Source organism: Paraburkholderia guartelaensis (assembly GCF_004353905.1).
GTDB classification, from domain to species: domain Bacteria; phylum Pseudomonadota; class Gammaproteobacteria; order Burkholderiales; family Burkholderiaceae; genus Paraburkholderia; species Paraburkholderia guartelaensis.
Genome location: NZ_SMOD01000006.1, coordinates 284989 through 309528, shown reverse-complemented (window position 1 = coordinate 309528; position 24540 = coordinate 284989). Strand labels below are relative to the sequence as shown.

The following is a 24540-nucleotide window of genomic DNA, read 5'->3' as shown; positions in this document are numbered from 1 at the left end:
CCCCACCCCGATGAAGTCCCGCACCGGCCGCAAACCTCCTCCCCGTCTCGTCGCGCGCTTCGTGGCGATCTCGTGGCGCGACCTGGCTGTCACGTTCGGTCCCATCCTGCTCGTGAGCGCGGCGGCCATCTGGCTCGCAGTGCGCCTCATCCAGCCCGCGCCGCCCAACACGCTCACCATGAGCGCGGGGCCCAAAGGCAGCACCTTCTGGAACGCCGCGGAAAAGTACAAGGCCATCCTCGCGCGCAACAACATCACGCTGAACGTGCTCGAATCGGAGGGCTCGGCGCAGAACCTGCAGCGTCTCGCCGACCCGAAGTCGAACGTCGACGTCGCGTTCGTGCAGGACGGCCTCGCGAGCAAGGTGCCAGGCGGCCTGGTATCGCTCGGCAGCGTGGCTTACGTGCCGCTCGTGGTCTTCTATCACGGCCCCGTCGCCACGCGGCTCTCGCAGTTCGAAGGCCAGCGCATCGCCATCGGCGCCGAGGGCAGCGGCACGCGCGAGCTTGCGCTCACGCTGCTCAAGGCGAACGGCATCGAGCCCGGCGGCCCGACCAAGCTTTTGCCGCTTTCCGGCGACGACGCCGCGCGCGAACTCGTGGCGGGCAAGATCGACGTCGCGATTCTCGCGGGCGACTCGGCGCAGCCGCCCGTCATGGGACGCCTCATGCGCATGCCGGGCGTGCGCTTCTTCGACTTCGTCCAGGCCGACGCCTACGCGCGGCGCTTTCCGTTCCTCACGGCCATCACGATCCCGATGGGCGCGTTCGACTTCGGCCGCAACCTGCCGGCAGCTCCCCTGCATTTCATCGCGCCCACGGCAGAACTGGTCGCGCGCGACTCGCTGCATCCCGCGCTTTCCGATCTCCTGATCGAAGCGGCCAAGGAAGTGCACGGGCGCTCCACATTGCTGCAGCGTGCGGGCGAATTCCCCGCGCCGCGCGCCCAGGACTTCCCGATCAGCGCCGACGCCGCGCGCTACTACAAGTCGGGCAAGAGCTTCCTCTACCGCGTGCTGCCCTTCTGGGTGGCGAGCCTCGCCGACCGGCTCGTGGTGCTGCTCGTGCCGATCATCGTCGTGCTGATTCCGGGCCTGCGGATCGTGCCTTCGCTCTACGCCTGGCGGGTAAAATCGCGCATCTACCGCTGGTACGGCTCGCTCATCGCACTCGAGCGCGCCGCGATGGCCGACAACTCGCCCACCGAGCGCCGCGCGCTGATCCGCCAGCTCGACAAGATCGAGGAATCGGTTAACGGCATGAAAATGCCCCTTGCCTACGCGGAGCAGTTCTACGTGCTGCGCGAGCATATCGGCTTCGTGCGTGCGCGCCTGACCGGGACGCGCGAAGCGCCGGACGCAAGCGTTGGGGCCGAAGAAGAGCAGACAGCGGAAGGTGCCGAAGAAGCAGAGGCGCCGGAAGACGGTAGCAACGAGGCAGGCACAGCGGGTACAGAGGCGAGCCATGCAAACGAAAGCGGCGGCAATGAAACAGGCGAGCGCACGCATTAGCGCCGCTGCACGCATTTTGAACCGAACAATGGGCCATGCAAGCAATGGCCCGGATATCGCCCTGGAGAGGAGAAACAGCATGATCGACGGCATCGACGCCAGCCAGCCGGCCTGGTTCTACGACTTCGTGTCGCCGTTTTCGTATCTGTTGCTGGAACAGCAGGACAAGTGGCCCGGCTTCGACTTCGTGCCGACGCCCGTGCTGCTTTCCGAGCTATACCGCCACTGGGGCCAGCCGCTCAGCGCCGCGGTCCCCGCCAAGCGCATCTTCACCTACCGGCACGCGCTCTTTCGCGCCGAGCAGCTCGGCATTCCGTTCAAGATGCCGCCCGCACACCCGTTCGACTCGGTCAGGCCGATGCTGCTCGCCATCGCCGCGGGCGGCGACTTCGCGTGTGTGCGCGAGATTTTCCGCTTCATCTGGCGCGAGGGGCGAGACCCGTCGAGCGACGAGGGCTTCGAGCAGCTTTGCGAGCGCGTGGGCATTGCGCACGGCGAATCGCTGATCGAGGAAGAAGCCGTGCGCGCGCAGTTGCGCCGCAACACCAACGACGCGATCGCGATGGGCGTGTTCGGCGTGCCGACGTTCTGGATGAACAAGCAGCTCTTCTGGGGCGAGGACGCCTTGCCGATGGTGCTCTACTGCGCCCGCAGCCCGAACTGGCTCGACTCGCGCGAGGTCAAGCGCATCACCACGCTGCCTTCGGGGCTCGCGAAACCGGTTACCGAGTGACGGGCAGCGCGCCGCGGAAACATCCGACGCGCGCCCTTCTGATGCCGGTCATGCCTCGCGCCCTATGGCGGTGGCGCGCGAGCAGGCATATGGTTATGGGTGAATCCGTGCGCGCAACGATGTGCTTCATCGCGCACGCGCCCTTGCCCGCCACACCCCATGGACGACGATAACGCCCTCACCCTCGACATCTGGCTGGTGCGCGTGCTGCGCACGCTGCTGGTCGAGCGCAGCGTCACGCAGGCCGCGCTGCGCCTGAACCAGACCCAGCCCGCCATCAGCACGGCGCTGCGCCGGCTGCGCGAGATCCTGGGCGATCCGATCCTCGTGCGCGGCAAGGCCGGCATGGTGCCGACCGAGTACGGCGAATCGCTGTTGCAGCACGCGCAGCGCGTGCTGCGCGACGTGGAGTTCGTGGCCACGCCGCACGGCGACTTCGACCCGGAGCGCTCGAAGCGCACGTTCCGCCTCGCCGCCCCCGACTATCTCAACGACTTCTTCATGCCGACGCTGATCGCGCGCTTTCGCGAGACGGCGCCGGCGGCGCGGCTGGAAATCCTCTCGCTCTCGCCCACGCTCGATCATCACGGCGCGCTCGACGCTGGCGAACTCGACATCGTGATCGGCAACTGGCCGAAGCCCGAGGCGCGTTTTGCGCGCAGCGACCTCTTCTCGGACAAGGTTGTCTGCATGATGCGCGCGGACCATCCGCTCGCGCGTCGCGAACTCACGCGCGAGGCGTATCTCGCAGCTCCCCATCTCGCGCCCACGCCTTATACGGGCTCGCATGCGAGCGCAATCGATCTGGGGTTTGCGAAGGCGAAGGCCGAACGCCGCATCGTCGCGACGCTGCCCTACTTCGGGCTCGTGCCGCAGGTCTTGCTGCAATCGGATCTGATCTTCACGACGACACGCCGCTTCGCGCAGCATTACGCGAAGCTCATGCCCATTGCCGTCGTCGAGACGCCGTTCGCGTTTCCGCGCATTCACTGCTATCAGATGTGGCATCCGCAGCCGGACAGGCCGAGCGATCTGGGATGGCTGCGCGGGTTGATCGAAGAGGTGTCGCGGACGTTGACCGCCGAGCGCGGCACGAAGCGCGCCGGGGCGGGAAAGACCGCGAGCGCGGCCAGCGAAGCGACGCCCACACCGCCGCTCGAAGCGGCCTGAAATAACGCAAAGCTAACGCAAACGGGCGCCCTCATCATCGAGGCGCCCGTTTCGCTTGCGCGGCGCGTGGAATCAGGCGCGCTCGAGCGCGACCGTTCTCACCACCGCCGGGCGCTGCGCCACCCGCATCTGCATGAGTTGCGCGGCGACCGCCACCGCAATCGACGAAGGCGCCTTATCGACGATCCCCGTCACGCCGATCGGGCACGTCATCTCATCCATGCGCTCGGCTTCCACGCCACGCTCCATGAGCCGCCGCTCGAACTTCACGCGCTTCGTTTTCGAGCCGATGAGACCGAACCACGCGAAATCGCGCCGCCGCATGACGCGCTCGGTCAGCTCGAAGTCGAGCGCGTGATTGTGCGTCATCACGAGGAAGTACGCGCCCGCCGGTGCTTCGTCGACGATGGCCGCCGGCGTGTCCGTCGCTTCGATCTGCACGTTGGCGGGCACCTCGTCGGGGAACAGCTCGTCGCGCTCGTCCACCCACTGCACGACGCACGGCAGCATGCCGAGCAGCGTGACGAGCGCGTGGCCCACGTGGCCCGCGCCGAACAGCACGATGTGCATGGGCCCGTAGTGCGGCACCGGCGTGCTGCGACGGCCGATGATCACGCGTCCGGTTTCGTCGACGCGCACGCAATGTTCAGGATGACGATTCATTTCGCAGCCCCCTCGCGCGCCATCGTCCGCACCGCGCGCACGCCCTTCAGGATTTCCTCGGCGGTGGCCGGCGCATTCATCGGCGGATTGAAGCGGTAGTCGGCCACGCTCGCCACGGCGTCGCGAATCGCGAAAAACACCGAGAACGGCAGCAACAGCGGCGGCTCGCCCACGGCCTTCGAGCGGTGGATGCTGTCTTCCGCGTTGCGGTTCTTGAAGAGCCGCACGTTGAATTCCGGAGGCGTGTCGTTCACGGTCGGGATCTTGTAGGTGGACGGCGCGTGCGTCATGAGCTTGCCGTCCGGCTTCCACCACAGTTCTTCCGTGGTGAGCCAGCCCATGCCCTGGATGAAGCCGCCTTCCACCTGGCCCACGTCGAGCGCCGGGTTCAGCGATGCGCCCACGTCGTGCAGCGCGTCGGCGCGCAGCACGCGCATTTCGCCCGTGAGCGTGTCGATCACGACTTCCGAAACCGCCGCGCCATACGAGTAGTAGTAGAACGGCCGCCCGCGCAGCGTGGCCTGATCCCAGTACAGCTTGGGCGTGGCGTAGAAACCATCGGACCAGAGCTGGACGCGTGCGAGATAGGCCTTTGACACCAGCGTCTCGAACGGCACGATCGTCTCGCCCACGATCACCGAGTCGTTGGCGAAGCGCACGTCGGCGGCGTTGATTTCGCCCTTGCCGTACGTCGTGGCCGCCAGCGCGGCGAGGCGCTCGCGCAGTTGGCGCGCGGCGTCCTGTGCCGCCTTGCCGTTCAGGTCGGCGCCAGTCGAAGCGGCCGTGGCGGAGGTGTTCGCAACCTTGCTCGTGTCCGTGGCGCTCACGCGCACGCGGTCGAACTCGATGCCCAGTTCATGCGCCACCACCTGCGCGACCTTCGTGTTCAGGCCCTGGCCCATTTCGGTGCCGCCGTGGTTCACGAGCACCGAGCCGTCGGTATAGATGTGAACGAGCGCGCCCGCCTGGTTGAAGTGCGTGACGTTGAACGCGATGCCGAACTTGACCGGCGTGAGCGCAATGCCCTTCTTGAGCACGTCGTTGTTCGCGTTGAATTCGCGAATCGCGGCGCGCCGCGCGCGATAGCCGCTCGTTTCCACGAGCTCGTCGATCAGCTCGTGAATGACGTTGTCCTCCACGACCTGGCCATAGGGCGTCTCGTTGTTCTGCGTCTTGCCGTAGAGATTGCGGCGGCGCACATCGAGCGAATCGAGACCGAGCGAGCGCGCCACATCGTCCATGATGTACTCGATCGCGAACGCGCCCTGCGGGCCGCCGAAGCCGCGGAACGCCGTGTTCGACTGGGTGTTGGTCTTGCCGCAGAAACCGGCGATCGACACATCGGGCAGCCAGTAGGCGTTGTCGAAGTGGCAAACGGCGCGCGTCATCACCGGACCGGACAGGTCCGCGGAAAAGCCGCAGCGCGAGGTCATGTCGACCGACACGCCTTCGATCGTGCCCTCGTCGTCGTAGCCCACTTCGTACGTGTAGTGGAAATCGTGGCGCTTGCCCGTGACCATCATGTCGTCGTCGCGGTCAGGGCGCAGCTTCACGGGGCACAGGAGCTTCCAGGCGGCGAGCGCCGCGCAGCAGGCGAAGAGGCCCGACTGCGATTCCTTGCCGCCGAAGCCGCCGCCCATGCGGCGGCATTCCACGAGCACGTTGTGCGATGCGACGCCCAGCACATGCGCGACGAGGTGCTGCATCTCGCTCGGGTGCTGCGTGGAGCACCACACGTGCATGCCGTCGTCGTCCTTCGGCACTGCGTAGGCAATCTGCCCTTCGAGGTAGAACTGCTCCTGGCCGCCCAGCAGCATTTCGCCTTCATGGCGATGCGCGGCGCGTGCCGCGCGCGTGGACGCCTCGCCGCGCGCGAGCTTCATCGGCGGCAGCACTGACTGCTGAGCGGCGCGCGCCTGCTGCGCCGTGAGCACGGCGGGCAGCTCTTCGTACTGCACTTCGGCGCGGCGGGCGGCGAGGCGCGCCGTGTCGTGGGACGTCGCCACCACGATGAACATGGGCTGGCCCACGTACTGCACGAGGCCGTCGGCGAGCACGGGATCGTCGTGGATGATCGGGCCGCAGTCGTTCACGCCGGGAATGTCCTCGGCGGTGAGCACCGCCACGACGCCCGGCGTCGCGCGCACTTTTGCGAGGTTCATCGACACGATGCGGGCGTGCGGCTTCTGCGAAAGCCCGAGCGCGGCGTGCAGCGTGCCGGCCATGACGGGAATGTCGTCGGTGTAGGTGGCGCGGCCGCTCACGTGCAGATGCGCGGATTCGTGGGGCCGCGAGACGTGCACTTGCGCAAAGGGCTCGCGTGCCTTGAGTTCGTCCAGGAACGGTTCGGCTTGCTGGTTCATTGTTTCGTTCTCCGTATGTCTTTTCCGGTTCCTGAATGTCTCAAGCGGTTTCTGCGGCTACGTTGCGCACATTGAGCGCTTGCGGCGCAAGCGGGTTATGCGGGCGCGTTTCGAGCCAGAAACGGTACAGCGTGTTCTTCGCGGCTTCGAGGCGGTAGTCGCTCGTCGCGCGCATGTCGGACAGCGGCGCGTAGTCGTTGCCGAGCGCGATCATCGCGGCCTGGGCCGTGGCTTCGTGCCATTGCGCATCGGCGAGCACGCCTTCCGCGTGAGTCGCGCGCTTCGGTGTCGCGGCCATGCCGCCAAGCGCAATGCGCGGCTCGCGGATCACGTCGCCATCGGCGATATAGGCGTAGGCGGCGCACACGGCCGAGATGTCCGAGTCGAAGCGCTTCGAGATCTTGTAGGTACGAAAACGCAGATTCGCTCGCGCGCCGGTGCGCGTGGGCACCTTGAGCGCGAGCACGAACTCGTGCTCGGCCATGTCCTTCTTCTGGTAGGCAAGATAGAGATCTTCGAGCGGCATTTCGCGCTCGGTCTCTCCGCCGCGCAGCACCACTCGCGCGCCGAGCGCGATGAGCCCGGGCATCGAGTCGCCGATGGGCGAACCGTTCGCGACGTTGCCGCCGATCGTGCCCGCGTTGCGGATCGGCAGCGAGGCGAAGCGCTGCCACATCTCTTCGAGTTCCGGGTAATGCTTTGCGAGTTCCGCGTAACCGCGCTCGACGCTCACGCCCGCGCCGATCTCGATCCACGCGTCGCTCACGTCGATGCGGCGCATCGCGTCGACCTGGCCCACGTAGACGATGTCGCCAAGCTCGCGCATCTGCTTCGTGACCCACAGGCCGATGTCGGTGCTGCCCGCGAGAATGCGCGTGTTGGGGCGCGCGGCCTTGATGGCGGCGAGCGCGTCGACGGTGCGCGGCGCGTCGTACTGCTGGCCGCGGCTCTCGTAGTGGAAGGTGTCCGTGCGTTCGAGCGTGGCAAGGGTCTGTGCGAGCGCTTTCACGTCGATGGGCTGCTTCGGCGCGTCGGCCTTGAACATCTGCTCGGCGGCGTCGAGGATCGGCCGGTAGCCTGTGCAGCGGCACAGGTTGCCCGTAAGCGCGTTGGCGATCTCGTCGCGCGAAGGCACGCTGCACGCGCCCTTGGCCGCACATGCGCTTTGGCCCACGTGCGCGGCGTGCCCCGCATGTTCGTGGCCATGCTTCTCGTAGAGCGCCCACATCGACATCACGAAGCCCGGCGTGCAAAAGCCGCACTGCGAGCCGTGGCAATCGACCATGGCCTGCTGCACGGGATGCAGCGAGCCGTCCGGCTGGCGCAGGTCTTCGACGGTGAAAAGCGCCTTGCCGTCGAGCGTCGGCAGGAACTGGATACAGGCGTTGACGGCCTTGAAGCTCACGCCGCCCGCCTCGTTGCGCTCGCCCACCACGACCGTGCAGGCGCCGCAGTCGCCTTCGGCGCAGCCTTCCTTGGTGCCGGTGCAGCGCGCGTCTTCGCGCAGATACTGGAGAACGGTGCGGGTGACGCCCGCGTCGCTGACTTCGCGAATCGCGTTGCGGTGGTAAAAGCGGATCGGCTGGCTCATGGTTTCTGGCTCGTCGTTGGCTGCGGCTCGCAAAAGGCGTGTGCCGCTCGAGTGGACGGTTCGAAAACTATCACTGCCAATATTGGCAACCCATAGCTAGAGGAGCATGGGGGATATATCGTTGAATCGATAAATCGGCGTGCTGCAGTGCGGCTGTGCTTATGTTGAGACGTCTCAATTGCGCGATTTCACGGCCAATTAACGAATATCGGACATATTCGACTGACCATTTACCGGGTGAAATGCCGATGGCTCCGCACGAACGGTCGGACCAGGACGGCGCCATTGCGCGAATTGCGGCCAACATCGGGTAAATGCTCGGGATCTTCGCGGCTCGGCTACCAGAGGCCAAAGGCCGTCATAAAGGCAGGAAACACGTGTTCCGCCGGCCGGAACAGCTTTTCAATTTCTGCATAAAAACCGGTTCCATGGGACAATTACACGCCTTTCCTGCCGTTTTCCATCCGCATTTTCCCCATGTCCGCTGATTTGGCGCCCCCGCGCAAAGCCGCGTCGACGACCCTGCAGATCATTCCGGTCGTCTTTTTCACCTTCCTCTGCTACCTGACGATCGGGATTCCGCTCGCCGTGCTGCCGGGCTACGTGCACAACGACCTCGGTTTCAGCACCGTGGTGGCCGGCGCCGCAATCAGCGTGCAGTACATCGCCACGCTCTGCTCGCGCGCGCTCGCGGGCCGCTCGGCGGATACGCTCGGCCCCAAGAAAACCGTGACGATCGGACTGACGATCTGCGGCGCGAGCGGCGTGCTGCTGCTGCTCGGCACGCTCGTCGATCACTGGCCCGGCCTCTCGCTCGCGCTGCTGGTGGTGAGCCGCCTGTTGCTCGGCTGCGGCGAAAGCCTGTGCGGCACCGGCGCGATCCTCTGGGGTATCGGCCGCGTGGGCACCGCGCACAACGCGAAGGTGATCTCGTGGAACGGCATCGCCACCTATGGCGCGCTCGCGATCGGCGCGCCGCTGGGCGTCGTGATGGCGCACGCCCTCGGCTACTGGATGCTCGGCATTTCGGTCATCGCGATGGCTGCGCTCGGCTTCTGGCTCGCGCGCCCCATCGCGCCGGTGCCGATCGTGCACGGCGAGCGCATGTCGTATCGCAGCGTGTTCACGCGCGTGCTGCCGCACGGCATTGGCCTCGCGCTCGGCTCGGCAGGCTTCGGCTCCATCGCGACCTTCATCACGCTGTTCTACGCCGCGCGCCATTGGCCCAACGCCGCGTTCACGCTCACGGTGTTCGGTCTGATGTTTATCGGTGCGCGCCTGTTGTTCGCCAACACCATCAAGCGCTTCGGCGGCTTCAGGGTCGCCATCGTCTCGTTCTCCTGCGAATGCGCGGGCCTCTTGCTGCTGTGGCTCGCGCCCACGCCGCAAGTCGCGCTCGCGGGCGCGGCGCTCACCGGCTTTGGCTTCGCGCTCGTGTTCCCGGCGCTCGGCGTCGAGGCGGTCGGGCTCGTGCCGCCCGCGAGCCGCGGCGCGGCGCTTTCGGCCTACTCCGTGTTCCTCGACCTCTCGCTGGGCATTACCGGCCCGCTCGCCGGCTATGTGGCGAATCTGTTCGGGTATGGGTCGGTGTTTCTCTTCGCCGCCATTGCGGCGGCTTCCGCCGTGGCGCTTTCGGTTTCGCTTCATCGCAAGAGCGTGCGTGCGCATGCGGGACAAGAGACGCAAAGCACGAACAACGCAAACACCGCCGCGGGGCAACAAGTCGAATAAACAGGTTCCGTTCGGCCAATGAAGCAAACCATTGAATTGAATTGATTCAAATGGGCAAGCGCAACTTCGGACTGGCAATGAGACAACGCTCAATGCGCGCGGGGAATAAGTCGTAAGCGTGCCGCGTTAGTTACTATGTCGATGCCTGCGTTCGCGATGAGCCGCGCGACGCGTCCGCAATGCACGCGCAGGTCGGCGTCGTCGGCAATAGCGCGGCTAACGCCTCGCCGGAAAGCCCTCCGCGGGACTTCCAGCGAGCTTCCCCAGGAGGAAATCATCATGAAGCGATTCAGGATGGTTCTTGCGTGTCTTATTTGCCTCGGAATGGCCGCGGTTTCCGGGTCCGTCGCCGCGAGCGGCGATATGAATCAAGGCGGCAACGGCGCGTCGAGCAGTTCAACCAACTCTTCTGGCGGTGGCTATTGAGCGCCGCACGCTGTATTGCGCGGTACGTCGCCGGGCTCTGCGCGATCCGCTGCGAATGCGGCCGGCGCGTATCTCGGTGAATCTCTCTGCGTTGGTGAATCTCCACGCAAACTTCGAGGCCCACAAGGCACGCCGGACCGGGTAGTTGTTCGCGTTCCGGTCCGGCGCGTGGATTGTGATTGCCCAGCAACTTCCGGGAAACCCGAACGCGCTCTCTTACATCGGGGGGACGACCCCGTTCTTTTCGACCACCACGCGCTGCGCGGAGTACGCACCCTGTGACGCGGATTTCGCGACCACGAACACTTGCTTGCCAGGCGCCAGATCGGCGCGCGCAGCCGGCACGAAGGTGACGATCGGTACATTGGGCGGTACCGTTACCTCATTGCTGCCGCCTTTGTACGACAGCCTCAGATTGCGGCCGTCCGTGCCCTGCACGACAGTATCGACATTCGCGTTGGTCATCGTGCTGTTCGGGCCGAGGTCCCACGCGTAGTGTCCCTCGCCCGTGCCGCGCGCGGCTTCCGGGAAGACCACAACTTCGGTCGCCGTCAGCTTGCCGTCAGTACCGGTTGTCGCAGCCGTGCCGACGAACGTACCCGGCTTGATGTCGGATAGCTGCATCGCCTTGACCGACGAGACAGGAACGTTGGCCGCGAGGTCGATCGACACCGTATCGCCACTGCGTCGATGGACCTTGAGAACATCGCCATCGAGAGAAACGACATTGCCGCGAATACGCACGGGCTTCGCGTCAGGCGTTTGCGCCAGCGCGCTGCCGGCAAGCGTCATTGCGGCAATGGTCGCTGCAACTTTGAGTCGAATGGTCATGAATGCTCCATGTAGCGGATATGCGTTGAGGAAAGAGTCGATTGCACTTCAGGAACCGCCGAACCAGTTATAGCCCTGGTTCTCCCAGTAACCGCCGGGATACTCGTTCGTCACCGTGATGGCGACGATATGCTTTGGATTCTTGTAGCCGAGTTTGGTCGGCATACGCAGCTTCATCGGAAAGCCGTATTTCGGCGGCAGCACGTCCCCGTCATAGGTCAGCGTAAGCAACGTTTGCGCGTGCAACGCTGTTGGCATATCAATGCTGGTCCAGTAGTTATCGGCACAATGGAGCGCGACGTACTTCGCTGTCGTGTCGGCCCCGGCACGGCGGAGAAAATCAGAGAAACGCACCCCGCCCCAGTGCCCAATGGCGCTCCAGCCCTCGATGCAGATATGGCGCGTGATCTGGCTTTCTTGTGGCAGCGCTCGTAGTTCGTCGAGGGTCCATATGCGTTTGCCGTTCGCACGTCCTCCCACCTGCAGCCGATAAGTCGCGGCGTCGATTTCCGGTACGTCGTCGATGTCATAGAACGCGTTGAAAGGGAAAGGCCGTGTGATCATCGACTCCGGATACGTCGGTGCCATCTTGTTCGGATCGAACAGCAGCGCCTGCACGCGATCATTGAAGAACGACATCTTGCGCAGCATGGTATTCACCGACTTGTCGTTCGACAGATCGCAGCCCGAGAGCATCGCAATACCGCCGAGCGTGAGTATCTGTCTGCCGAACAGCCTGCGAGCGGGACTCTTCAATTCGCTGCGCGCGTCCTTGATGATCGAATCCGCGTTTGAAACGAGAAACGCATTGAGCGGCTTTTTGCGAGGGTTCATGTTCGATCACCGTCCGCGAAGCATCAGGAGCAGCGAGCGCGGCACAAGCGCGACCATGACGACGTGCACCACGAAAAACACTACGAGGACGCTCATGGCGAAGAAGTGGACGACCCGAGCGTTGTCGTATCCACCCATGAGCGTTCGCAACAGGGGAAACTGAACCGATTTCCAGATCGCCAGGCCCGAAAGGATAACGACTGCGATGTCGGCGATAACCACGACATACGCCAGTTTCTGAACGGCGTTGTAGCGCGCCAGATCTTCGTGTGCCAGCTTGCCGCGCAGCGCAGCGACAAGATCCCGGCATAGCGTACCCGTGCGGATCGGGAGAAGCTTTCTCCACAAGCGCCTTGAAAGGAGATTGAGTGACACGTAGACGAGATAATTCGCGACCAGCACCCACATGATCGCGAAATGCCACTGCAATGCGCCGCCCAGCCAGCCGCCCAAGGTCATGGTCGCGGGAAATTTCAGGCCGGCAAAGATAGGCGAGGCATCGTAAATCTGCCAGCCGCTTGTCACCATCAGCACGACCGCCACGGCGTTGATCCAGTGTGTCGTGCGGACCCAGAGAGGCTGAATGATCGTTCGGCTCATGTGCAGGCTTCGTGGAAGTTGTTCGGCTGCGATGGGATCTGGCCCGATCGCTCCGTGGTCGGCTCCTAGTTGGTGGGTAAACCCCGTACTCACGTCCCTATTCCACCGCTGCCGAGAATTTTTTCCTTTCAGTTTTCCGACAGGGTGCGTCGTCGTCCGACACGAACGGCGACATCCCTTGAGCGCATCCTGCTTGCAAGCGCAGCGGAATAGAGGGAGCATGCGGAACGTTTCCCCGGTGTCCTCATTCCGTCACGAGGCCGTGGTGCTATCTGAACAGACGCTTTCCGCGTGAATGGGGCATGCTGGCAACCGGACTGTGGTCTAGCCATCAGTACGGCGGCGGCACATCTTTTGCGGGCGTCTGAGCACATGCGCTTGCTGCTCGCACCGGGCGGCTCCCGCCCGGAAAAGTGGAGGTAAAAGAGCGTGCTGGATCGCAACCGCATCCGTTGGCGTGGCGCGACCCTGGTGCGTCTCAAACCCCACGCAACCGTAATCGCGATGTTTGCCTGCAGCGCCTTTGCAGCTGTCGGGGTCAGCGCGGAACCGATCGACACGTCCGCACCGCTGGCACAGTATCGGCTCGATCCGGCCCGCTCCGGTGTGACATTCGACGTCGCGAACGCCTGGCACTCGAATCTCACGATGCGCTTTAGCCGCATAGGTGCCGAGCTCGATGGATTCCAGGGCGCGGCTTCGGGCCGCGTCATGGTGACGATCGACGCGACAAGCCTCGAAGCGAACGCGCCGTTTGTCACCGGAATCGTCGAAAGCGGCAGCATGCTGGACGTGGCGCACTATCCGGCCATTCGCTTCGTCAGCACGCGCTTGGTCCGGATCGGTCCGTACAGCGGCCTTTTGACAGGCGATCTGACGATCCGCACGACGACTCGCCCCGTCACGCTCGATGTCACGTTCGACTCAGACTCGCACGATCCACCGGGCGATCCCCAGACGCTGGCCTTCTCCGCCGACGGCCATTTCAGCCGGGCAGCGTTTGGGCTGACGAAGTGGTCCTCCGCTGTCGGGGATGACGTGCACATGAGGATCCGTGCCGAATTTGTCAGGGAGCGTGCCGATCCGTGAATCGGTGGTCTGCTTACGGGTCGAACAGAGAACGACCGCGGAGATCTGCCAGGAACCATAAAAAAGCCGCACCCGGCAAACCACGCCGGATGCGGCCCGGACTTCAGACAAACTGAGACGCGAGGCGCTTGCGCGCCGCCCGCGCTTACTTCTTCACGGCAGTCGGATCGAGGTTCTTGCCCGTGGCCTCGTTATAGCGCTGCACATATTCCTCCGTGAGCTTGCGCACCGCGCGGCCGATCTTGCGATAGTCCGACTCGTTGAGGTTCGCGAGCGACACGCGGCCCGACGGATGCGGCGTGCCGAAGCCCTTGCCCGGCAGCAACACGACGCGCGCTTCTTCCGCGAGACGGAACAGCAGTTCGTTGGGCTTGACCTGCTTGAGCAGCCAGTCGACGAATTCGCGCCCGAAGCGCTTCTCGCCCATGTATTCCATGTCGAGGATCGTGTAGTAGTCGACCTGATTCGGATCGCCCTCGCCGTAGGGCACGCCCATTTCCTCGAAGAGCGCGCGCTTGCGGTTGCGAATGAGGCGCTTGAGCGCATTCTTGTACGCGTCGGGCGTATCCATGAGCGAGAACAGCGAGAACAGCACCATCTGCACCTGCTGTGGCGTGGAAAGACCGGCCGTGTGGTTCAGCGCGACAGTGCGACTGTCGGCCACCAGGCGGTCGATGAACTTGAGCTTGTCCGGCTCGGTGGTGATCGACTCGTAGCGCTTGTGCAGTTCCTTCTTCTCGTCCTTCGGCAACTTCGCGAGCGTATGGTCGAGCACGTTGTCGCGATGCGTGGCGATCGCACCCAGACGCCAGCCCGTCGCGCCGAAGTACTTTGAATAGGAGTACACGAGAATGGTGTTCTTCGGCGCAAGCGCGAAGAGCGAGACGAAGTTGTCGGCGAAAGTGCCGTACACGTCGTCGGTCAGGATGATGAGGTCCGGACGCTCCTTCACAATCTCGGCAACGTATTCGAGGCTCGCGTCGTCGATCTTCACCGAAGGCGGGTTGCTCGGGTTCACGAGGAAGAACGCCTTGACCTTCGGGTCGCGCAGCTTGTCGAGTTCCTTCTTCGAGTACTGCCAGTTGTTCTCGACGGTGGCGTCGAGATGCACGACGTTGAGCTCGTAGTCGTTCAGCTCGGGAATCTCGATGTACGGCGTGAAGATCGGCATGCCGAGCGCGATCGTATCGCCCTTCTTGATGAGGAAGTTCTCGCGCATCGTGTTGAAGATGTACGTCATGGCCGCCGTGCCGCCTTCTACCGCGAACACGTCGAATTCGCCGACGAACGGATGCTTGCCGATCATCTCGCGGCGCAGATACTGGCCGACGATGATTTCGGAAAGCTTGAGCATGCGGTCCGGCACTGGGTAGTTACAGGCCAGGATGCCTTCGCACATCTCATAGAGGAAGTCGCCTCCAGAGAGGCCTAGCTGATCGCGCACGTACGACACCGCGCCCGCGAGGAAGTCGATGCCGGGCTGGCCCTTGTTCTCGCGCAGGAACAGATCGAAACGCTCGACAATGCCTTCTCGATGCGGAAAGCCGCCCACGCCCTCAGGCATATAGGCAAACGAGCGCTCCGACTCGCGCATGGCGAAGAGGCCGAGTTGCCAGAAGCCGTGCCGCGGAATCGTGGCGAGGAAGTTGGGGTTGCCGCGGCCCGCATTGAGCATCGCGAGATTGGCCGGGCGCGCGGTCGCACCGCCGCCGGCCGCCTTGATGAGTTCGTCCTTCAGCTCGAACGGGCTCAGTGCATCGAGACCCGACTTTTCTTTCGCGCCGTTACCCTTCGCTTTCGTTGCCATGGTGTTCTCCATTGGAAGACGTTGCGTGCGCCGCGCGCTTTTTTTCCTCGCGCAGCACACTTTGGGTTCATGTCATGCAAGACCGACCACGAGCGGCCCGAGCAGCGTGAGCAGCACGTTCGCGATCGCGTAGGTAATGGCGAACGGCACGGTGGGCACCGCACTTTCCGCCTTGTCGAGAATGCCGCCGAAGGCCGGGTTCGCACTGCGCGCGCCGGACAGCGCGCCCGCGAGAATCGCCGCGTTGTTGTACTTGAGGACGTAGCGGCCAAACAGCATCGTGAGGAAGAGCGGCACCATCGTGACCACCACGCCGAGCAGGAAGATCGTGATGCCGCTTTGCTTGATCGTCACGACGGCCTGCAGGCCCGAGTTCAGCCCCACCACCGCGACGAACGCCGCAAGCCCGAAGTCCTTGAGCAGTTGCGAAGCCGCGGGCGGCATCACACCGTACATGGGGTGCTTGCCGCGCATCCAGCCGAACACGAGCCCCGCGAGCAGGCAGCCGCCGCCCGAGCCGAGCGTGAGCGGAATGCCGGCCACGTTCACCACGATCAGGCCCACCAGCAAGCCGAGCACGAGACCCACGCCCATGTAGATGAAGTCGGTCTTGTTGCTGTACGCGAGTTCATAGCCGGCGGCCTGCACGGCGCGCTTCGTGTCCGTTGCCGTGCCGTAGATCGTCACCACGTCGCCGTGCTCGAGCTTCGTTTCCGGCAGGAGCGGCACGGGCTGGCCCACGCGCTCGATCTTCTCGATGTACACGCCATGTCGCAGATCGCGGTCCACGTTCTTGCGTACTTCGGCGATCGTCGTGTGGTTCATGCCCTTGCGCGTGAAGACGAGCTGGCGCGTTTGCATCACGAGGCTCATGCCGCCCGAGTCCGGCACTTCCGGCCCGATCAGCGCGCCCACTTCGACCATTTGCTCGCGGCGGCCCACCACCAGCACGACATCGTCGCGGCTCAGCACGAAGTCGGGCGTGGCGTCGAGCATCTTGCCCGCGCGGCGAATCTTCTCGACCGCGACGAAATCGCTCTCGGCCAGCTCGATCTGCTTGACGGTCTTGCCCGCGGCGTTCTCGACACGGAACACGCGCCCGAACAACTCGGGCAGCGCCGTGATCTGGCCCGGCCCCGCAGCGGCGTTGCCGCCCGACATTTCGCGCTCGGCGTCCGCAGAGGCGTCCTTGAGGCTTCGGCCCATGAACTTCGGCAGGATGTTCACGCAGACGATGATCGCGCCGAGCGAGCCGAACACGTACGTGACGGCGTAGCCGATCGCGACGTCGGCCTGCATGGCCTTCACCTGGTCGGGCGGCAGACCGAGGCGCGCAATTGCATCGCCGGCCGTACCGATGATGGCCGACTGCGTCATGCCGCCCGCCGCGAGACCGGCGGCAAGGCCCTTGTTGAGGTGAAAGAGCTTCGCGCAAACCAGCACGGTGGCAAGGCCCGCCAGCGCCATGAACACCGCCATGGCGATTTCGCGCAACGTCTTGCGGTTGAGCGAGTTGAAGAAGCCGGGGCCTGAGTCGTAGCCCACGGCATAGATGAAGACGGCGAACATCACCGCCTTCACGCCGTTGTCGACGGTCACGCCCACCTGGCTCACGACGACGGCCGCGAGCAGCGAGCCACCCACGCCGCCTAGCTGGAACTTGCCGAAGTTGATCTGGCCAATCCAGTAGCCGATGGCCAGGGAGAGAAATAGTGCGATTTCCGGGGATTTGTGAAAGATGTCATGTAGCCATTCCATCGTGTCCTCGCTTTGAAAAAGAACCCCGTTACTGCTGGGGATGGCCGGCAATGGAACACCGCCGGCCAGATCGAGCCGAAAACACCAGCCAAATTTCGTCAGCCAAACTTCGCCGCGAGCCCGACCACCACGGGGCCCATGAGCGGCAAGAGGATGTTCGACAGCGCATAGGTGATCGTGTAGCCGATCACGGGAGTCGAGTTGCCGGCTACGCCGACGAGCGCACTGATCGCCGGCGTGCTGCACTGCTGGCCTGCAATCGCGCCGAGCAGCATCGGCGCTTCGAGCTTGAGGAACATGTGCCCGATCCAGAGTGAAAGGAGCCCGGGAATCAGCACCATCAGAATGCCGGCGAGCGGCAGCGCGAGACCGTACTCGCGCACGAGCTTGATGGCGTCGGGACCGGCGGAGAGCCCGACGGCCGCGATGAAGGTGGCAAGACCAAAGTCCTTGAGCACCTGCGCGGCGGCCGAGGGCAGCGACCCCACCAGGGGGAACCGCGAACGCAGCCAGCCGAAGAACAGACCCGAGAGCAGGCACCCGCCGCCCGTGCCGAGCACCAGCGTGACGCCGCCCACGTTCACGCCGAAACGCCCGATCATCATCCCGACCAGCACGCCGAGGCCCAGATAGACGAAGTCGGTCTTCTGGGTGTGCTGGATCACGTAGCCAAGACGCTTCGCGCCGCGCGCGACGTCGGAGGGTGTGCCGACCAGCGTCAGTACGTCGCCGCGATGCACGACCGTGCCGGGCAAGGCGGGCACTGTGGTATCGAGCCGCGTGATCGCGCCGACGTAGATGCCGCGACCCGCTTCCGGCGCGGCGCGTTCGCGCATTTGCGCGAGCGTGAGGCCGTTAACGTCGCGCTGCGTGACCATCACGTCCACACGTTTGGCGAGCAGCTTGAACAAGCCTTCGCCCGGCATCTCTTCGCCCAGACTGCCTGCCGCTTCGATCACGGCTTCGCGGCGTCCGGCGATCAGCACGATGTCGCCCGGCTGCAGCACGGACTGCGCGTTGGCGTCGAGCTGGCGTCCGTCGCGCAGCACGTACTCGATCGTGACGTTGTTGCCAAAGCGCGCCTCGAAGGCGGCGACTGCGGCGCCGGCCGCCGGTCCCACCTTGAACGCGCGACCTTCGAGCGGCGCGAGCGCGAGCCGCTGCCCTTCGTCGAGCGCGCCGTCGCCGCCGAGCTTGCGATACAGGCGCGCGGCCTCTTCGCGCAAGTTCACCCGCAGGATGAGCGGAGCAATCTGGCTCGTGAAGAGCACGATGGTGATGAGGCCAAAGAGGTAACTCACGCTGTACGCGGTCACGATGTGCGCCTGCAGCGTGCTCACCTGGGCGTCGGTCAGGCCGAGCCGCGTGATCGCCTCGGAAGCCGTGCCGATCACGGCCGATTCGGTCGCCGCTCCTGCGAGCAGGCCCGCCGCGGTGCCCGCATCGAGCTTCATCACGACGACGGCGATCATGACGAGCGCCATGACAGACACGATCTCGACGATCGAGAGCAGTCCATAGCGCCAGCCGCGGCCGACGTTCGCGAAGAACTGCGGACCGCCCGTGAAGCCGAGCGCGAAGATGAAGAGTGCGAAAGCGACGTTCTTGAGGTCCGGCGAGATGCGCGCGCCGGTTTGCCCGAGCACGAGCGCGACGATCAGCGTGCCGCACACTCCCCCGAGGGAGATCGGCCCGAAGCGGATGGAACCAATCAGATAACCGAGCGCGAGGCTCACGAACAGGGCAATCTCGGGTTGCGACTTCAGCAATTCGACGATCATGTCTGGTCTGCCGATTTACGTTTTAGTTAGCCCGAAAGCATGCTCAAAAAACGAGCGCTAATGCACATTAAATAACATGCAATGCCGAATGCCGGTCGTTATTTTCCCCATGCGCAACCATTCTTTCACGCAGCAAAAGAATCAATGCGCGCTTATTTCAGTCATGTGAATTACGATAAATTCACCGACCGTTCACCGACCGCAATGACTCACGATTCGCCGCAGGCAAAGGCTAAGCCGCCCTGAATCTGACAGATCTGACAGATATCGGCTGCTCGCAAAAATTACGCGAACACGTTATCTGCAATGCACAAATATTTGATAGTGACAAAAACGCACAACGTATTCCTCACTCAATACATGCCAGTTGCGTATTGGATCTTTTACAAGTAAGAAACGCTGCTGTGTGTTGAGATAGATATTGTAATTCTCACCGACTGTCAATATTATTTTTGTTAGATTACCGAAGTCGTCCATCGCAGTCGTCCATTCGAAGCATATTGGCCAGAACAACGCGACACACTGTTTCCTTCCTCAACTTCGCCAGCAGTCGCAGTGCCCCTCAACCGGTCCATGCATCGAGCATACGAGGCTACACATGAACCAGATACACGCCATGCGCGTCTTCGTCAGGGTTGCGGAAACCGAAAGCTTTCGTCGCGCCGCGCAGCAGCTCGACGTCTCCAACGCGCTCGTCACGCGCTCCGTCGCGATGCTCGAGGCGCACCTGAATACACGCCTCATCAATCGCACCACGCGCAATCTCGCGCTTACCGAGGCGGGCCTACGCTACCTTGAAGGCTGTCGTTGCGTGCTGGAGGAACTCGATCATCTGGAGCGCTCGCTGGCGCACACGGAAAGCGAGCCAAGCGGCACGCTGCGCGTGGTGGCCGCGGGCGCGCTCTCGCTTGCCACGCTCACGCCCCTCATCGACGGTTATCGACGTCTGTATCCGCGCGTGAACGTGCGGCTCACGCTCGCCGAGCGCCCCGTGGATCTCAGGGAAGATGGGTTCGATGTGGGCATCGTCGGCGCCACGCCCGCGCGCAACGGCGAGTGCGTGGAGCGCGCGCTCGGCACCACGACGTTCGTCCCTTGCGCGGCGCCCGCATGGCTCGCCGAGCACGGCGAGCCGCATACGCCCGAGCAGCTCGAGCAGTGCGCGGCGGTCGCGCTGCCGCCCGAGGAACGCAGCGCGACGTGGCAGTTCGCGAAGGCCGGCGAGCGTACCCAGCAGGTCACGCTGCAGCCCGGCTATGCCGTCAACAACATGCTGATGGTGCGTCTCGCCGCGCTGGCCGGCATGGGCGTGGCGATCGTGCCCGCGCCGCTCGTCGCCGACGACTTCACCGCAGGCACATTGCGCCGGCTTCTGCCCGACTACGAGATCGACGATCCCGACGTGCGCATGTCCATCGTCTATCCGAGCCGCCAGTATCTGCCCGCGAAGACGCGCCGCTTCGTCGATTACACGGTCGAACATTTCGCGCATGCGCATCACGCATCGCCCATGTCCAGCCAGCCGCTGAGCGTGGCGTGAGCACACATCGGGCGTGCGCAATGTTTGCGTCACGCGTACGCCCGGTGGTTTGAGAACATGCCGGCGAGTGAGCGCGCCGTTAGCGAACATGCCGTTCGCGCGCGACGGCGCATCAGAACCGGGGCGAGTTGCCGTCGACCGGAACCAGCAGGCCCACGTCGCCCGCGCCGCACAGTTCGCGCAGCAACGCCGCTTCGCGCTCGTGCACTTCCACAGGTAGCCACAATGCCCCCGCCCATGCGAGGTAACGCGCGCGATGCTGGCCATTGCGAAACGCCACTACGCCCTCGTGCGCGAGTCCGAGCCATCCGGCCAGCCCCGATACGCGGCGTTTGCTGATCGTCACATAGGGCATCTGCGGCACGCGCTCGTTGTCGGGATCGAGAAACTCGCGAATGCCGCGAATCTTGCCGCTATGCCAGTCGTCGACGGGCTTGAGCACGTAATCGGTGTCGTCGCGGTCGGCGCAGAGAAGCAGTCTGTGCAGATCGACGATCACGACGACATGGCGCGTGCCGTCGGTCGTGAAGACGCGCTTGAAGTGCACATGGTCATACGCGTCGTGGTCGGGCAACGGGACGGTCCAGAGGGGTCCACAAGCGGGATACGGCGAGGAATCCGAAACGGAGATGATGCTGGACATGGACGTCGATTGCATGCGTGCGGTGGTGAAACCGTAGTTCAGGAAATTAAACCGGCCTAAGCTACGGATGGGCCATTAAATTTTTATGACGAATGCGGGGCGCATCGAGGACTGACACATGACGATCGAAACCTTCGGCAAGCACGTCCGTATCGAGACTCAAGGGCGTGTAGCAATTCTCGTGCTCGACCGGCCGGCGCAACGCAACGCCATCGACAGGCCCGTAGCGAACGCACTCGCAGCCGCCTTTACACGCTTCGAAGAAAATCCCGCATGGCTCGCGGGCGTGCTGTACGGCGCGGGCGGCACCTTCTGCGCGGGCGCGGACCTCACCGCGCTCGCCGACCCCGAACGCCGCAATGAAATCCACGAGGACGGCAACGGTCCAGGCCCGCTCGGTCCCACGCGCATGTCGCTCAGCAAGCCCGTGATCGCCGCGATTTCAGGCTATGCCGTTGCGGGCGGGCTCGAACTCGCACTGCTGTGCGACTTGCGCATGGTCGAAGAAGACGCCGTACTCGGCGTGTTCTGCCGCCGCGTGGGCGTGCCGCTCATCGACGGCGGCACGGTGCGCTTGCCGCGCCTGATCGGCCTTTCGCGCGCACTCGATCTGATCCTCACGGGGCGCGCCGTCGATGCGCAGGAAGCCCTCGCGTTCGGTCTCGCCAATCGCGTTGTCGCAAAAGGCGGCGCGCGCCAGGCCGCCGAGCAACTCGCCGCGCAACTCGCGGCGTTGCCGCAAGCCGCGTTGCTCGCGGACCGCCACTCCGCGATCGAACACAGCATGCTGTCCGACACTGCCGAGGCGTTGCGCCGCGAAGCCGCGCTCGGCTATCGCGCGGTGCTCGACGAAGGGCTCGCGCTCGCGGCGCGCTTCGCCGCCGGCGCAGGCCGTCATGGTGAACCGCTTGATCCACTGAAACCGTAGTCAGCGAAACGAAAATCGCACGCGAACACAACGACAGTCGATTGACGTGGCGACGGCCACAGTGCGCAGCGCTTGACGCTTGAAGGCGCGCGCGCGACCCACTACATTGAAATTGATCCGCGCCGCTGCCCCCGCCCCTGCCGCCATTTGTAATGACGCTGAGTACTCCTGCGTCTAACGGCAATCTTCAGACGAACCGCCCCGGCGCCCCCTTCCCTGATGCCGCATCACGGGAGTGATCTCATGCCGACGGATCGAATCATCCGCTTCGCGGACTTCGAACTCGACGTCGAGCGGTACCAGCTGCGCCGAGAGGGTACGGAGGTCAAGCTGGAGCGGTTGCCCATGGATCTTCTGATCCTGCTTGCCTCGCGCCGCGGCGAGCTGATCTCGCGCGCGGACATCGTCGACCGGTTGTGGGCCGGCAGCCCCTTTCGCGATACTGACAACGGGCTGAACACGGCGATCCGCAAGATCCGCATCGCGCTCGCGGACAACCCCGCCAAACCGCGCCACCTCATCACCGTGAAGGGCAAGGGCTACCGGTTCGACGGCATCCTGCCCGCACACGCCGACGCTCACGACGCGCCGGCTGCCGCGCACGGCTCGCAGACGCAGCGCGAGACCGGGCCGGCGCCGCCCGCCGTGCGCATGCTGGTGCTGCCCTTCACCAACCACACAGGCGACGCGAGCCAGGAGAGCCTGTGCTGCCAGCTCGCCGACGAGATTTCGGTCACGCTCGGCGCGCTCAACCCCGAGCGCCTGCTCACGATCGCGCGCACGACGGCAGCGCGCTACCGCGCGACGCAAAAGAGCATCGGCGAGATCGCGCGCGAGCTGAAGCTCGACTACGTGCTCGAAGGCTCGCTCACGCGCGCGGGACAGCAAACACGCATCCTCACGCGTCTGATCCGCTGCGCCGACGAAGCGCAGATCTGGAGCCGCGCGCACGAGAGCGCCACGCAAGGCGCGCTCGACATCCTCAAGGAAGCGGTCGCGGCGCTCGCCGAAAATCTGGCGTCCACGCTTTCCGAGCAGCAGCGCACGCGCCTCGAGCGGCGTCTGCCTGTCGATCCCGCCGCGCACGACGCGTATGTGCGCGGGCGTTTCTTCTGGTATCGCCGCGTGCATTTCGAAGCGGGCTTTTGCGCACATCACGGCATCGACGGCGAAGACTTTGTGCGCAGCCGGACCTACTTCGAGGCCGCGCTCGAACACGACCCGAGCTATGCGCTCGGCTATACGGGCCTTTCGAACTACTACGGATCGACGGTGGTGCATGGCTTCGTCGCGCCCGACGACGGCTGGCCGGTCGCGCGCTCGCTCGCCGAAAGCGCGCTCGAACTCGACCCGGACCTGCCGGAGGCGCATCACGCGCTCGCGGCCGTGCGCTACTTCTACGACTGGGACTGGGACCAGGCCGAGGCCGGCTTCAAGGAGGCGCTACGGCGCAATCCGAGTTACCCGGAGGCGCATCGGCTCTATGCGCGCATGCTCGTGGCGGCGGGACGCCGCGCGGAAGGCGACGCCGCGATGGAGCGCGCCGAACGCATCGATCCGCTGGCGTTCCAGGGCTCGCGCGCGTTCGGCATGGTGATGTCGGGCAGGCATGCGGAAGTCGTGAGCGAATATCTCGCGCCGGGGCACATGGACCATCCGCCGCTCGTCTATCAGTTGCTCGCTACCGCGTTCGAAGTGAAAAAACTGTACGCGCAGGCCGTGGACGCCACCGTCGAGGCGCTCGAACGTTGCAACCAGCAAGCGCGCGCAAGCACCATTCGCGCTCGCTGGGAAACAGGCGGCTATGACGCGGTGCTGCGCTGGTATCTGGAGGATCTGCTCGCGCGGCGGCGGACCCGGTACACGTCGCCGCTACTCATCGCCGAGGCCTACGCGCGCCTCGCGCAGCCCGACGAAATGTTCCGCTGGCTCGAGACGGCGCTGGCCGAGCGCAGTTCGCGGCTATGCGAGTTGCGCACGAATCCATGGTTCGCGCCCTGGCGTCCGACGGGACGCATGCGGCTCATCGAAAAACACATTGGCGGCGGCCCGACACGCTGAGCGATTGGCGCAGATCGCGAGAGCGCGTCGCGTCGCCGTCCTGATACGTGGGTCTCCCTTTTTGACTCAGTTACCGTGATAGAGCCCTTCGTTCAGCGCCTTCTGCTGACCCGATTGCTCGGAGCGCACCAGGTCCTGGTAGACCTGCGCGTGCGTGAGCCCCATCGGCGCGCCCGATGCGCTTGTCGACATCGGTGAGCCGCCCACGTCCTGCGCAGCCGGCGGTGTGCTGGCCTGTTGTGACTGGTCGTCGCTCTGCGATTGCGCCAGCGCGCTACCTGCGAATAAGGCAGCCGCTGCGGCCACCGCGATGCGTACTGTGGTCATCGTGTTCATGACATCGCTCCAGGAAGGTTGCGCATGTTCGGTTCCGTCATGCGCGGGACGGACGACGCGAGGGCGGCACCCGCCGGCGGGCGGACCGGATGGTGGACTGTTTCGCTCGTTGGATCGTGTGGGTATCGTGCTGCCCGCGAGCGCG

Annotated in this window: 19 protein-coding genes; 8 read left to right on the top strand and 11 right to left on the bottom strand. The window is 64.6% G+C overall.

The window, feature by feature from the left end; translation table 11 throughout:
- Positions 1-10 precede the first annotated feature (10 nt).
- From E1N52_RS10720 to E1N52_RS10710, 3 genes are all read left to right on the top strand, one after another.
- Positions 11-1510: a TAXI family TRAP transporter solute-binding subunit gene (locus tag E1N52_RS10720; RefSeq protein ID WP_133182605.1), complete on the top strand. Its 1500-nt coding sequence runs from the start codon at positions 11-13 to the stop codon at positions 1508-1510.
- Between the two features lie 79 nt (positions 1511-1589).
- Entirely contained in the window at positions 1590-2243 is a 654-nt protein-coding gene (locus tag E1N52_RS10715) for a 2-hydroxychromene-2-carboxylate isomerase (protein ID WP_133182603.1), read from the top strand.
- Positions 2244-2402: 159 nt separating this feature from the next.
- Positions 2403-3413, top strand: coding sequence for a LysR family transcriptional regulator (locus E1N52_RS10710; protein WP_133182601.1), 1011 nt, complete (start codon positions 2403-2405; stop codon positions 3411-3413).
- A 72-nt stretch (positions 3414-3485) separates the two neighbouring features.
- On the opposite strand, the gene xdhC is transcribed toward E1N52_RS10710, so the two are convergent.
- The 3 genes from xdhC to xdhA are packed head-to-tail and all read right to left on the bottom strand — an operon-like array spanning position 3486 to position 8030.
- Entirely contained in the window at positions 3486-4076 is a 591-nt protein-coding gene (gene xdhC / locus E1N52_RS10705; protein ID WP_133182599.1) for a xanthine dehydrogenase accessory protein XdhC, read from the bottom strand.
- The gene (xdhB, locus tag E1N52_RS10700) at positions 4073-6439 is read right to left on the bottom strand and encodes a xanthine dehydrogenase molybdopterin binding subunit (protein WP_133182597.1); all 2367 of its coding nucleotides are present in this window, start codon (positions 6437-6439) and stop codon (positions 4073-4075) included. Before xdhB ends, xdhC begins: the two co-directional genes overlap by 4 nt.
- A 40-nt stretch (positions 6440-6479) precedes the next feature.
- The gene (gene xdhA, locus E1N52_RS10695; protein ID WP_133182595.1) at positions 6480-8030 is read right to left on the bottom strand and encodes a xanthine dehydrogenase small subunit; all 1551 of its coding nucleotides are present in this window, start codon (positions 8028-8030) and stop codon (positions 6480-6482) included.
- A gap of 477 nt (positions 8031-8507) precedes the next feature.
- On the opposite strand from xdhA, the gene E1N52_RS10690 reads away from it, so the two are divergent.
- Complete coding sequence (locus E1N52_RS10690; RefSeq protein ID WP_133182593.1) at positions 8508-9761, top strand: MFS transporter; 1254 nt, start codon at positions 8508-8510, stop codon at positions 9759-9761.
- A gap of 642 nt (positions 9762-10403) precedes the next feature.
- Here the strand turns inward: E1N52_RS10690 and E1N52_RS10685 are convergent.
- From E1N52_RS10685 to E1N52_RS10675, 3 genes are read right to left on the bottom strand one after another with little or no spacing between them, the layout of a single operon-like run.
- On the bottom strand, positions 10404-11018 hold the full coding sequence (locus E1N52_RS10685) for a hypothetical protein (RefSeq protein ID WP_133182592.1): 615 nt from the start codon (positions 11016-11018) through the stop codon (positions 10404-10406).
- 48 nt (positions 11019-11066) lie between these two features.
- Positions 11067-11852: a molybdopterin-dependent oxidoreductase gene (locus E1N52_RS10680; protein WP_133182590.1), complete on the bottom strand. Its 786-nt coding sequence runs from the start codon at positions 11850-11852 to the stop codon at positions 11067-11069.
- A gap of 6 nt (positions 11853-11858) precedes the next feature.
- Positions 11859-12452: a cytochrome b/b6 domain-containing protein gene (locus E1N52_RS10675; RefSeq protein WP_133182588.1), complete on the bottom strand. Its 594-nt coding sequence runs from the start codon at positions 12450-12452 to the stop codon at positions 11859-11861.
- 429 nt (positions 12453-12881) lie between these two features.
- On the opposite strand from E1N52_RS10675, the gene E1N52_RS10670 reads away from it, so the two are divergent.
- Positions 12882-13541, top strand: coding sequence for a YceI family protein (locus tag E1N52_RS10670; RefSeq protein WP_246089022.1), 660 nt, complete (start codon positions 12882-12884; stop codon positions 13539-13541).
- 145 nt (positions 13542-13686) lie between these two features.
- Here E1N52_RS10670 and E1N52_RS10665 read toward each other — a convergent pair whose 3' ends face one another.
- From E1N52_RS10665 to aspT (E1N52_RS10655), 3 genes are all read right to left on the bottom strand, one after another.
- The gene (locus E1N52_RS10665; RefSeq protein ID WP_133182586.1) at positions 13687-15348 is read right to left on the bottom strand and encodes a bifunctional aspartate transaminase/aspartate 4-decarboxylase; all 1662 of its coding nucleotides are present in this window, start codon (positions 15346-15348) and stop codon (positions 13687-13689) included.
- Positions 15349-15420: 72 nt separating this feature from the next.
- Entirely contained in the window at positions 15421-17106 is a 1686-nt protein-coding gene (aspT, locus tag E1N52_RS10660; RefSeq protein WP_133182584.1) for an aspartate-alanine antiporter, read from the bottom strand.
- Between the two features lie 98 nt (positions 17107-17204).
- On the bottom strand, positions 17205-18887 hold the full coding sequence (gene aspT, locus E1N52_RS10655; protein WP_133182583.1) for an aspartate-alanine antiporter: 1683 nt from the start codon (positions 18885-18887) through the stop codon (positions 17205-17207).
- 598 nt (positions 18888-19485) lie between these two features.
- On the opposite strand from aspT (E1N52_RS10655), the gene E1N52_RS10650 reads away from it, so the two are divergent.
- The gene (locus tag E1N52_RS10650; protein WP_133182582.1) at positions 19486-20427 is read left to right on the top strand and encodes a LysR family transcriptional regulator; all 942 of its coding nucleotides are present in this window, start codon (positions 19486-19488) and stop codon (positions 20425-20427) included.
- Positions 20428-20539: 112 nt separating this feature from the next.
- Here E1N52_RS10650 and E1N52_RS10645 read toward each other — a convergent pair whose 3' ends face one another.
- Positions 20540-21070: a plasmid fertility inhibition factor family protein gene (locus E1N52_RS10645; RefSeq protein WP_133182580.1), complete on the bottom strand. Its 531-nt coding sequence runs from the start codon at positions 21068-21070 to the stop codon at positions 20540-20542.
- Positions 21071-21188: 118 nt separating this feature from the next.
- Between E1N52_RS10645 and E1N52_RS10640 the strand changes: the two genes are divergently transcribed.
- Positions 21189-21998 carry a crotonase/enoyl-CoA hydratase family protein gene (locus E1N52_RS10640; RefSeq protein WP_133182578.1) on the top strand — a complete coding sequence of 270 codons (810 nt, stop codon included), beginning with the start codon at positions 21189-21191 and terminating at the stop codon, positions 21996-21998.
- A 243-nt stretch (positions 21999-22241) separates the two neighbouring features.
- Entirely contained in the window at positions 22242-24059 is a 1818-nt protein-coding gene (locus E1N52_RS10635; RefSeq protein ID WP_246089021.1) for a winged helix-turn-helix domain-containing protein, read from the top strand.
- A gap of 66 nt (positions 24060-24125) precedes the next feature.
- Here the strand turns inward: E1N52_RS10635 and E1N52_RS10630 are convergent, their stop codons facing one another.
- Entirely contained in the window at positions 24126-24395 is a 270-nt protein-coding gene (locus E1N52_RS10630) for a hypothetical protein (protein WP_133182574.1), read from the bottom strand.
- Between the last annotated feature and the right edge of the window lie 145 nt (positions 24396-24540).

Excerpts from the sequence above, each read along its gene's own strand:
- E1N52_RS10665 (WP_133182586.1), bottom strand. The coding sequence starts at position 15,348 with ATGGCAACGAAAGCGAAGGGTAACGGCGCGAAAGAAAAGTCGGGTCTC.
- E1N52_RS10690 (WP_133182593.1), top strand. The coding sequence starts at position 8,508 with ATGTCCGCTGATTTGGCGCCCCCGCGCAAAGCCGCGTCGACGACCCTG.
- E1N52_RS10720 (WP_133182605.1), top strand. The coding sequence starts at position 11 with ATGAAGTCCCGCACCGGCCGCAAACCTCCTCCCCGTCTCGTCGCGCGC.
- E1N52_RS10685 (WP_133182592.1), bottom strand. The coding sequence starts at position 11,018 with ATGACCATTCGACTCAAAGTTGCAGCGACCATTGCCGCAATGACGCTT.
- E1N52_RS10640 (WP_133182578.1), top strand. The coding sequence starts at position 21,189 with ATGACGATCGAAACCTTCGGCAAGCACGTCCGTATCGAGACTCAAGGG.
- E1N52_RS10630 (WP_133182574.1), bottom strand. The coding sequence starts at position 24,395 with ATGAACACGATGACCACAGTACGCATCGCGGTGGCCGCAGCGGCTGCC.
- xdhC (WP_133182599.1), bottom strand. The coding sequence starts at position 4,076 with ATGAATCGTCATCCTGAACATTGCGTGCGCGTCGACGAAACCGGACGC.
- xdhA (WP_133182595.1), bottom strand. The coding sequence starts at position 8,030 with ATGAGCCAGCCGATCCGCTTTTACCACCGCAACGCGATTCGCGAAGTC.
- aspT (WP_133182584.1), bottom strand. The coding sequence starts at position 17,106 with ATGGAATGGCTACATGACATCTTTCACAAATCCCCGGAAATCGCACTA.
- E1N52_RS10680 (WP_133182590.1), bottom strand. The coding sequence starts at position 11,852 with ATGAACCCTCGCAAAAAGCCGCTCAATGCGTTTCTCGTTTCAAACGCG.
- E1N52_RS10710 (WP_133182601.1), top strand. The coding sequence starts at position 2,403 with ATGGACGACGATAACGCCCTCACCCTCGACATCTGGCTGGTGCGCGTG.
- E1N52_RS10650 (WP_133182582.1), top strand. The coding sequence starts at position 19,486 with ATGAACCAGATACACGCCATGCGCGTCTTCGTCAGGGTTGCGGAAACC.
- E1N52_RS10715 (WP_133182603.1), top strand. The coding sequence starts at position 1,590 with ATGATCGACGGCATCGACGCCAGCCAGCCGGCCTGGTTCTACGACTTC.
- E1N52_RS10675 (WP_133182588.1), bottom strand. The coding sequence starts at position 12,452 with ATGAGCCGAACGATCATTCAGCCTCTCTGGGTCCGCACGACACACTGG.
- E1N52_RS10645 (WP_133182580.1), bottom strand. The coding sequence starts at position 21,070 with ATGTCCAGCATCATCTCCGTTTCGGATTCCTCGCCGTATCCCGCTTGT.
- xdhB (WP_133182597.1), bottom strand. The coding sequence starts at position 6,439 with ATGAACCAGCAAGCCGAACCGTTCCTGGACGAACTCAAGGCACGCGAG.
- E1N52_RS10635 (WP_246089021.1), top strand. The coding sequence starts at position 22,242 with ATGCCGACGGATCGAATCATCCGCTTCGCGGACTTCGAACTCGACGTC.
- aspT (WP_133182583.1), bottom strand. The coding sequence starts at position 18,887 with ATGATCGTCGAATTGCTGAAGTCGCAACCCGAGATTGCCCTGTTCGTG.